This is a genomic window from Nonomuraea sp. NPDC059007, assembly GCF_042740555.1.
Taxonomy (GTDB): Bacteria; Actinomycetota; Actinomycetes; order Streptosporangiales; family Streptosporangiaceae; genus Nonomuraea.
Map to the genome: position 1 here is coordinate 132444 of NZ_JBHYJD010000030.1, position 9445 is coordinate 141888.

At 72.3% G+C, this 9445-nt stretch carries 8 protein-coding genes; 6 read left to right on the top strand and 2 right to left on the bottom strand.

The window, feature by feature from the left end; genetic code table 11:
* The first annotated feature begins 154 nt into the window (after positions 1-154).
* The 6 genes from ACFWY5_RS38020 to ACFWY5_RS38045 all read left to right on the top strand — a co-directional run bounded on the left by ACFWY5_RS38020 (position 155) and on the right by ACFWY5_RS38045 (position 6982).
* Complete coding sequence (locus ACFWY5_RS38020) at positions 155-1474, top strand: Wzz/FepE/Etk N-terminal domain-containing protein (RefSeq protein ID WP_379637652.1); 1320 nt, start codon at positions 155-157, stop codon at positions 1472-1474.
* Entirely contained in the window at positions 1471-2739 is a 1269-nt protein-coding gene (locus tag ACFWY5_RS38025; RefSeq protein ID WP_379626460.1) for a hypothetical protein, read from the top strand. Before ACFWY5_RS38020 ends, ACFWY5_RS38025 begins: the two co-directional genes overlap by 4 nt.
* Complete coding sequence (locus ACFWY5_RS38030) at positions 2736-3641, top strand: hypothetical protein (RefSeq protein ID WP_379626458.1); 906 nt, start codon at positions 2736-2738, stop codon at positions 3639-3641. Before ACFWY5_RS38025 ends, ACFWY5_RS38030 begins: the two co-directional genes overlap by 4 nt.
* Positions 3638-4492, top strand: a complete 855-nt coding sequence (locus ACFWY5_RS38035; protein ID WP_379626456.1) for a sulfotransferase family protein — start codon at positions 3638-3640, stop codon at positions 4490-4492. Before ACFWY5_RS38030 ends, ACFWY5_RS38035 begins: the two co-directional genes overlap by 4 nt.
* Positions 4480-5982: a lipopolysaccharide biosynthesis protein gene (locus ACFWY5_RS38040; protein ID WP_379637653.1), complete on the top strand. Its 1503-nt coding sequence runs from the start codon at positions 4480-4482 to the stop codon at positions 5980-5982. Before ACFWY5_RS38035 ends, ACFWY5_RS38040 begins: the two co-directional genes overlap by 13 nt.
* A gap of 103 nt (positions 5983-6085) precedes the next feature.
* Entirely contained in the window at positions 6086-6982 is an 897-nt protein-coding gene (locus tag ACFWY5_RS38045; protein WP_379637654.1) for a sulfotransferase, read from the top strand.
* Here ACFWY5_RS38045 and ACFWY5_RS38050 read toward each other — a convergent pair.
* Both ACFWY5_RS38050 and ACFWY5_RS38055 read right to left on the bottom strand, forming a co-directional pair.
* Positions 6963-7835, bottom strand: coding sequence for a WecB/TagA/CpsF family glycosyltransferase (locus ACFWY5_RS38050; protein ID WP_379626449.1), 873 nt, complete (start codon positions 7833-7835; stop codon positions 6963-6965). The genes ACFWY5_RS38045 and ACFWY5_RS38050 overlap by 20 nt on opposite strands.
* A 599-nt stretch (positions 7836-8434) precedes the next feature.
* Positions 8435-9355 (bottom strand): glycosyltransferase family 2 protein, encoded by a 921-nt coding sequence (locus tag ACFWY5_RS38055; RefSeq protein WP_379637655.1) that lies wholly within the window; start codon positions 9353-9355, stop codon positions 8435-8437.
* Positions 9356-9445 lie beyond the last annotated feature (90 nt).

Here is a 9445-nt window from a genome sequence, read left to right on the forward strand (position 1 = left end):
CGATTTTGAGTGGCATTTCCCTAATATCGTGGGACATTTCCGGGCGGATGGCGGAGCCGTACCGGAGAAAATCTTCCGTATTCAAACGGGGCAATATCCGCGCGCCCTATAGTGACGCAGAGTCGCCGATCGGAAGCACGGGGTAAACACTTCCATGAGCCCGCCGCCGGCCGTCCAGGCCCGTAGCTCCGGCACGGACCTTGCGGAGCACCTGTCGCTGCTCCGCAGGCGCAAGCTGCTCTTCGCCGGCTTCCTGCTGGCCGCGGTCGCCGCCGCGCTCGGCCTCTGGAGGCTCCTGCCACCCGCCTACACCGCGACCACCGAGGTGCTGGTCGCCCCGGTCGGCGTCCAGGAGCAGAACAACCAGGTCACCAGCCGCCAGCGCGAGGCGCTCAACCTCGACACCGAGGCGCGGATCGCGCAGTCGGCCGTCGTGGCGGCCATGACGGCGACGGCGCTCAGGATCCCGGTGGCCGAGCCGGCCGAGGTGAGCGTGCCGCCCAACTCCTCGGTGCTGGCGATCGCGGTCACCGCGGCGGACCCGCGGACGGCCGTCGCGCAGTCGCGGGCCTACGGCCAGGCGTATCTGACCCATCGCACCGAATCCGCGCAGACCGCGCTCGCCGCCCAGCAGAAGGCGCTCCTGGCCAAGCTCAAACAGGTCAACTCCGCCCTCGGCGACACCGCCGAGCAGGTGGCCAAGCTGCGCAGGGGCACCGCCGGCCACGCCGTCGCCACCCACCGGCAGACCGTTCTCAACCGGCAGGCCCTCAGCCTGACGATGAAGTACGACAGCCTGAAGACGGTCGCCATCACACCGGGCACGGTGATCAGCGAGGCGGCCACGCCGACCGCGCCCAGCGCCCCCAGCCTGCCGCTGTATCTCGGCGCCGGCCTCATGCTCGGACTGCTGTCCGGCTCCGCCGCCGCCTACGGCCGCGACCGGCTCGACACCCGGCTGCGCCGCCCCGCCGACGTCGAGCGGCTGACCGGCCTCGCCGTCCTGGCCGACCTGTCCGATCAGGCCAAGGTGCTGGACAAGGGCACGCTCCACGACCTGGCCTCCTCGGTGGTCGCGGCATGTCCCGGCAAGCGGCTGCTGGTCAGGGTGGTCCCGCCCGGTCCCGGCGCGTACGCCCTGGCCGCACCACTGGCCGCCCGTGCCCCGCTGTCGGTGCTCAGCGGCGAGGACGTGAGCGACCTGGGCAAGGCCGACGCGGCGGTCCTCCTGATCACGTTGCGCAAGGCGGCGGCCGGGGACGTCGCGGCGGCCGTACGCCATCTGGGCAGGCACGACGTGCCGATCATCGGCGCGGTGACCTGCACGGGCGACCTCCCGGCACCGCCGGCGAAGTCCAGGGCGCTGCCGAAGTTGTCGCAGACCCTCGACAAGCTCGTCGTGCCCGCGCCCGCGCCGGAACCCGAGACCACCCCCATGCCCGCCGTCACCGACACTCCGGGCGCCAAGCCGTGAAGGATCCGGCGTGGCCGATCGCCGCGCTCCTCGTCGGCTACCCCGTGTGGTGGGCCCTGGGCTTCGGCGGGCTGTCGGTCGTCGTGATGGCGGTGCCGATGGCCGTCATCCTGTGGCGGCGCCGGCCCATCAGGCTGCCGCGCGGCGCGGGACTGTGGGTGCTGCTGCTGGCCGGCTACCTGGTCAGCGGGCTGGCACTGGCCGAGGCGCCACCCGGCACCTACGGCGGCCTCGGTCCTGGGCGGCTGATCGGCTACGGCATGCGGTTCGCCCTCTACACCTCCCTGTTCGTCGTCGTCCTCTACCTGGGCAACCTCACGAAGCAGGAGCTGTCGCAGCTGCGGCTGGTGCGGATGCTGGGCGTGCTGTTCGTCTGGACGGTGGCCGGCGGGCTGCTCGGCGTCCTGTTCCCGAAGTTCGCCTACACCTCGCCGGTCGAGCTCGTGCTGCCCGGCTGGATCGCCGACAACTCCTTCGTGCAGAACCTCATCCACCCCACCGCCGCCCAGACGCAGAAGGTGCTCGGCTACGGCCTGCCCCGCCCCGAGGCCCCCTTCGAATGGGCCAACGCCTGGGGCAGCAACCTGTCGATCCTGCTGGTCTGGTTCGTGGTCGGCTGGTGGGTGTACGGCGGGCGGCACCGCAAGGCGGCGGCCGTGGTGCTGATCTGCCTGGCCGCCGTCCCCGTCGTGTACTCCCTCAACCGCGGCCTGTGGATCGGCCTCGGCCTGGCCGCCCTCTACCTCGTGGTCCGGGCCGGCGGCCGGACCAGGCTCACCGTCTGCGCGATCGCCGCCGCCGCCGCGCTGGTCTTCGCGCTGAGCCCGCTGGCCGCGCTGGTCATCCAGCGCCTGGACAACCCGCACTCCAACGACATCCGGGCGTTCACCGTCTCGGCGACGATCGAGGCCGCCGCCCACTCCCCCGTGATCGGCTTCGGCAACACGCGCAACGCCACCGGCAACCACCGCACGATCACCACCGGCAAGACCGACTGGTGCCCCGGCTGCGGTCATCCGCCGCTGGGCAGCGACGGGCAGCTCTGGCTGCTGCTCATCACCCAGGGCGTCACCGGCGCCGTCCTCTACGTGGCCTTCTTCGCCGGCGCGGTGCGCCGTCACTGGCGCGACCGCAGTCCCGTCGGGCTGGCCGGGGTGCTGGTGATGCTGCTCGTGCTGTTCTACATGTTCGTCTACGACGGCCTGGTCACGCCGCTCAGCCTCTACCTCATCTCCTTCGCCCTCCTGTGGAGGAATACGACATGAACGACGCGAAGATCCGGCTGCGCTATCTGGGGCAGACCGTCCGGGTGCTGTTTCCCGGTCACGGGTCGCCTCAGCCGTACAGTCTGCTGCCGCACGCGCTGCTGCCCCGGCGGCTGGCGCCCCGGCGGTGGTGGCACGCCGTACTCGGGCCCAGGGTGATGGTTCCGGTCGAGGGGTCGATCTCGGCGTACCTCAGCGAGGTCTTCGGCGTGCGGGTCGAGACCGTCCTGCACGTACGGCCGGCCAGGCGGGCCAACCGCAAGCCGATCCTGGAGGCGCACACCGAGTCCGGGCTGATCGCCTTCGTCAAGATCGGCGATACCCCGCGCGCCCAGGAACTGATCGCCAACGAGGCGAGCGCGCTCCAGCGGCTGGCCGACCTGCCGCTGAAGACGATCCAGCCGCCGACCGTCCTCCACCATGCCCGCTGGCGCGACCTGTCGGTGCTGGCGCTGTCGCCACTGCCGGTCACGGGCCGGGGCCGGGTGCCGGCGACGTTGCTGGCGCGGGCGGTCAAGGAGATCGCCGCCACCGGCGGCGCCGAGCCCGCCTGGCACGGCGACCTCTCACCGTGGAACATCTGCCCGTCGGCCGACGGCCGCCTGCTGGTCTGGGACTGGGAGCGCTACACGATCGGCGTGCCGTACGGCTTCGACGCCCTTCACCACCTCTTCCAGCGCGCGCTGCGCAGGATGGACGCGCCCACCGCCGCCCGCGCCTGCCTGGCCCAGGCCGTGGGCGTGCTGGCGCCGCTCGGGCTGAGCTCCGCCGTCGCCAGGCAGACCGCCCTTCTCTACCTGATCGCGCTGGCCGACCGGCACGCCGCCGACGGCCACGAGCCGCTCGGCCCGCCGAGCACCTGGCTCAACCCGCTCGTCGACTCCCAGGAGCTGCTCACATGAACGCGATGAAGCAATCGGTGCTCGCCGTCTCGCGGACCACGGGCAGATTCACCTCGGCCGGGCGGATCCTGCCCTCGTTCCTGATCGTCGGCGCGCAGCGGTGCGGCACCACCTCGCTCTACCGCGCGCTGGCGCAACATCCGCTGCTGCTCAAGCCGGTGCTGCACAAGGGCGTGCACTACTTCGACGTGGACCACGCGCGCGGCATGTCCTGGTACCAGGGCCACTTTCCGCTGAAGGTGGGCGCGGCGCTGCTGGCGCGCAAGCACGGGCACCGGCCGCTGGCGTTCGAGTCGTCGCCGTACTACCTGTTCCATCCGCTGGCCGGTGAGCGCATCGCCCGTGACCTGCCGGAGGTGAAGCTGATCGTGCTCGTGCGCGATCCCGTGGAGCGGGCCTGCTCGGCTCACGCGCACGAGCTGGCGCGCGGTTTCGAGACGGAGTCGCACTTCGAGTACGCGGTGGAGCTGGAGGACAAGCGGCTGGCCGGTGCCGAGGAACTGCTGCGTGAGCGGCCGGAGGCCGTCCACCACTCCCACCGCCACCACGCCTACCTGGCCCGCGGCCGCTACGCCGAGCAACTCGACCGGCTGGAGCCGCTGTTCGGGCAGGAGCGCATCCTCGTGATCGACAGCCACCGCTTCTTCCACACCCCCGAGCGGATCTACGACCGGGTGCTGGAGTTCCTGGGAGTCCCGCGCCTGGGCAATCCGGTGTTCGAGCGGCACAACGGACGGCCGCTCCCCAAGCCGGTCGCCGAGTCGCTGCGGCAGACCCTGCGCGACCACTTCGAGGTCTACGACCAGCAGCTCGTGCGATGGCTGGGCGGTGATCCGTCATGGCGCCAGTGACCGGGGTACGGCGGGCGTCGCTGCGCCGGGTGGCCCGGGGCGGCGTGGCGGGGCTCACCGGAGCGGCCGCGGGGGCGGTGGCGCAGTTCGTGCTCGTGGTGCTGGTGACCAGGGCCTTCGAGGTTTCGGTGGCCGGGTCGTTCTTCACGGCGGTGGCGCTGGCGCTGATGGTCGCCGGGGTGGCCAAGCTGGACGCGGGCAACGGGCTGATCTTCTTCATCGCGCGGGCGAAGACCTTTGAGTATCGCGGCATTTCCGGATATGTCAGGGCGGCGTTGGTGCCGGGGGTGGTGCTGGCGTCGGTCGCGGGCGTCGTGCTCTATCCACAGCTGGGGATGGTCACGCTGGTCCTGCCCGTCATGGTGGCCGCGGACATCCTGCTGGCGGCCACGCGCGGGTTCGGCGTGATGCGGCCGACCGTCCTGTACGACGGCATCCTGCTGCCGATCGCCCAGCTCGTCCTCGTGGCCGCGGTCTGCCTGGCGTGGACACGCGGGTGGTTGCCCACAGGTCCGCCAGAGGGCTGGGCCGGAGGCTCGCCGCAGGGATCGGCCCTCGCGGGCTGGGCCGGAGGCTCGCCGCAGGGGCCAGCCCTGACGGGCTGGGCCGGAGGCTCGCCGCAGGGGCCGGCCCTGGCGGGATGGGCGGGGGGCTCGCCGGAGGGATCGGCTCTGGCGGGCTGGGTGGAGGGATTGGCCCTGGTGGGGTCGCCGGAAGGGTGGTTGCTGGCGGCTTGGGCGGTGCCGTACCCGGTGGTGCTGGTGCTGGCGGGGTTCAGCCTGCGCGGGCGGCTGCCGCGTAGCCCTTACCTGCCCGGGACCGGGCACGACCTGTGGCGTTACACCGCGCCGCGGTCGGCGGCCGGCGCGATCCAGGCGATCTTCCAGCGGCTCGACATCGTGGTCGTCGCGGCGCTGGCCGGACCCGCCCCTGCCGCCGTCTACACCGCCGCCACCCGGTTCAAGGTCATCGGCCAGCTCGCCAACCAGGGCCTCGCCCAGGCCGCGCAGCCCCGGCTCATCCAGGCGCTCGCCCGCGGCGACCTGGTGCGCGCCCGCGAGCTCTACCAGGCCACGACCATGTGGCTGGTGCTCCTGACCTGGCCCGTCTGGCTCGGTTACGCGGCCATCGCGCCGTGGCTGCTGCGGATCTTCGGCCAGGAGTACGGCGCGGCCGTACCCGTGGCGCTGATCCTTTCCGCGACGATGATGCTGGCCACCGCGTGCGGGATGGTCGACGTGGTGCTCACCGCCGCCGGACACACCACCTCAAGCCTCCTCAACCTGGTCGCCGCCATCGCCTGCACGCTCGCGCTCGACCTGGCGCTGATCCCGTCACACGGGGCCGTCGGCGCGGTGCTCGGCTGGTCCGGCGGCGTGATCGTCAAGAACCTGCTCCCGCTCTGGCGCCTCCACCGCCGCTACGGCCTCCACCCCTTCGGCCGCCACAGCCTGACCGCCCTACGCCCCCGAACCTGGGCCACCCCATGACCCCAAGCCTGAGCCACCACACGACCCCGAGCCCCATCACCGGACAACTCCACGCCGCCCTACGCCCCCGAACCCGAGCCACCACACGCCCCCGGGCGGCCCTATGACTCCGATCCTGGTCACCGGGCTGCCTCGCAGCGGGACGAGCTGGGTCGGCAAGATGCTGGCCGCCGGCGGCGAGCTCGTCTACGTCAACGAACCGCTCAACCCGCAGCACCCGCCCGGCCGCTGCCCCGGCGTGCTGCGCGCCAGCGTCACCCACCGGTTCCAGTACATCTGCGATGACAACGCCGCCGACTGGATGCCCGCCTTCCGCGACACCGTCCGCCTGCGCTACCGGTTCCTGGCCGAGCTGCGCGCGAACCGCTCGCCGTACGACCTGGCCAGAATGATCCGGTACGGCGCCGCCTTCACCCACGGCCGCCTGACCGGCAGGCGAGCGCTGCTGGACGACCCGTTCGCCGTGCTGTCGGCCGGCTGGTTCGCCAGGAGGCTCGGCTGCCGGGTCATCGCGCTCGTCCGCGACCCGGTCGCGTTCGCGGCCAGCTGGCGGCGGCTCAACTGGACCGTCTACTTCCACGAACTCCTCGAACAGCCGCTACTCGTCCGCGACCACCCCGAGGTGGAGGAACTGCGCCCCCTGATCGGCTCCCAGGACCACCTGGCCAAGGCCGCCGCCCTGTGGCGGGTCACCCGGGCAGTCCTCGACAAGACCCCGGACATCCTCCAGGTCTCCTACGACAAACTGGCCGCCGACCCCGTGAACGGCTTCCGCGCCCTCTACGCCTACGCCAACCTGACCTGGACCCCGGCCGCCGAACACCGCATCACCCGCGCCTGCCTAGCGGAGGGCACCGCCGAGCGGGGCTTCGCCTGGACCGGCCTGTCCAGGACCGCGTACCGCCCCATGAACTCCCGCCAAGCCCTCCACAACGCCACCCGCGGCCTCACCTCCGAGGAGATGAGCCGCGTCCGCCACCTCACCTCGCGCGGCGCCTGATGTAGTGGACCAGGCATCCACCCAGCAACCGGGCGGCGAAGGGCAGGTCGTCCACCAGATACCGCTTCGCCAGCCGTCCCGGCTCGCTCGTCAGCCGGTAGAGCCACTCCAGGCCCAGGCTCTGCATCCAGTCCGGCGCACGGTGAACCGTACCCGCCGCGAACGCGATCGCCGACCCGCAGCCCACGAACCACGCGCCGGGCAGTTCCGGCCGCAGTTCCTCGATCAGCAGATCCTGCTTGGGAAAGCCGAGGCCCACGAACACCAGCTTCGGCCCGGCCGCCACCACCCGCGCCCGTACCCCGGCCCGCCCTTGAGCGGTCACGTCAAAGTCGAACGGCGGCGCATCGTACCCGCAGACGTTCAACCGGGGATGGCAGCTACTGAGCTCTTCTCCCGCCTGCCGCGCCACCCCCGGCGGCCCGCCCAGCAGGTAGATCGAGAACCCCTTCCGCGCCGCCATCTTGCTGAGCGACCAGATCAGGTCCGCCCCGGTCACCCGCTCGGGCAGCGCCACCCCGATGAGCCGCGACGCCCACACGAGCGGCATCCCATCGGCCACCACGACCTCGGCCTCCCGCACGAGCCGACGCAGTGCCTCGTCCTTGGCGACGGTCCGGCAGATGTCCACATTCGGGGTGATGATGTGCCCACCCCGCCCGGCCGCCAACTCGGCCGCCACCCGCTCCACAACCTGCCGCTCGGTCAGCGGATCAACCGCCACCCCGCCGACGACCACCCGCCCGGCCCTGTCGGCCGTGGAGGGTGCGCAAACATGCCGTTCCCTCTCGTACGGCCGCGCGCTGTCGCTCCCCTTGACCCGCCGAAGCACCTCCAGCGCCCCAACGGGCAACTCCTGCCCACCACGACCGGCCCGCGGAACCACATGCGGGCTACTCCGATGCCGGCCACCCCCCGAAGCCACATCCCCAACACGGCCCCTGTCACCCAGGTGAGCCGCGGGATCCGGATGCCCCCCGTCGCCCATGTGAGGCACGCTCGGGTGGGATGCGGTGCTCGGGTGCGGACCGTCGCCAGCGCAGGCCTCTCGGCTCGCGTGAGACGCGTCGCCACCGACCCCCGTGTTCGCGGCACGCATCGCCGGGACGACCGGATCGTGGACACGCCCGCCATCCACCGGGGCGCTCGCCTCCGTGGCTATGGGCGGGTCGCCAGCGGGGCTCAGGGAGTCGGCCTGAGCCGTGGGCAGGTCGCAGGCGGGATGCTGAGGATCGGCCTGGGCAGCTGAGGACGGGTCGCCGCCAGGGCGGGACTGGGGTGTGGGGGGTGGGTGTTCGGTGCGTTGGCGGGGAAGGGTGGGAGGGCGGACGTCCGCGAGATCGAGGCCCGAGGATGCCAGGTGCGGCTCCGCAGAGCCGGGGGTTGGGGCAGCGGGGGGTGGCTCCGGGGGACCGGGGTCCGGGGAGGTGGGGTGGGTCAGGTCTCGGGTGGTCAAATGCCGTGCCCCCGGTGGTGCAGCAGGGATAGAACCGCCGAGGCCGGGATCAGCCCGGCGGCCACGGCGAGCGCGATCGGTGCGCGTGGCTCGCCGATCCGGGCGGCGAAGGTACGCAGCGCCCAGCGTCCAGCCTCCCGGCGCCGCCCCAGTGCGGCGTTGTGGAAGGCGAGTTGACCGTAGATCCGCGCCGCGCCGCGCGGATCCACGGCCAGTTCGGGGTGCCGGGCGAGCATCCACTCCAGCCCGGCGATGCGGTCGGCCCAGCGGGCGACGTAGTGGGAGGCGCCCCAGGCGACCCGTACGAGCGGCCGGTCGACGTGGACGATCGGCTGCCGCCGGGCGGCGCGCAGGGCGAGGTCCCAGTCCTCGTTCTGGCCGCCGGGGGCGCTCTCGTCGACCCACAGCGCCCCGCGCCGGAACAGGAACGTCGAACTGTGCACCATCACCATCCGCGACCGGATCAGGTCGGCCTTGGTGACGCGGTCGGTTCCGGCCAGCCTGGGTACGCGGCGGGAGCCGTACGCGATCTCGATGGCGCAGGAGGCGAACTCGGCCCCCGGCTCCAACCGGCGTACCTGGGCGGCGAGCTTGCCCGGCAGCCACATGTCGTCGTCGTCGCAGAAGGCGATCAGGTCGGTGTCGCAGGCGGCGATGCCGGTGTTGCGGGCGCCGGGCAGGCCGGGGCTGAGCCGGTTGGGCAGCACGCGGACCCGGTGGTGCCCGGCCGTGGCGTCGCGGGGGGCGATCACGTCGGCCACCTGTTCTGCCACCTTCTCCGGTGACGCCCCGTCGACCACGATGACCAGGTCGATGGTCCCGGGGTACGCCTGGTCGAGCGCCGCCTTGGTCGCCGCCCGCAACTGCTCGGGCCGGTTGCCCCGGGTGGGGATCACCACGCCGATGGACGTACTCATGCCGCCCTACCTTTCTGAGTAGGCACTCCCGTTACGCCAGGGGCTGAGCGCGCTGCTGAGCCTGGAGAGGCAAGATCGGGATGTGCGGGT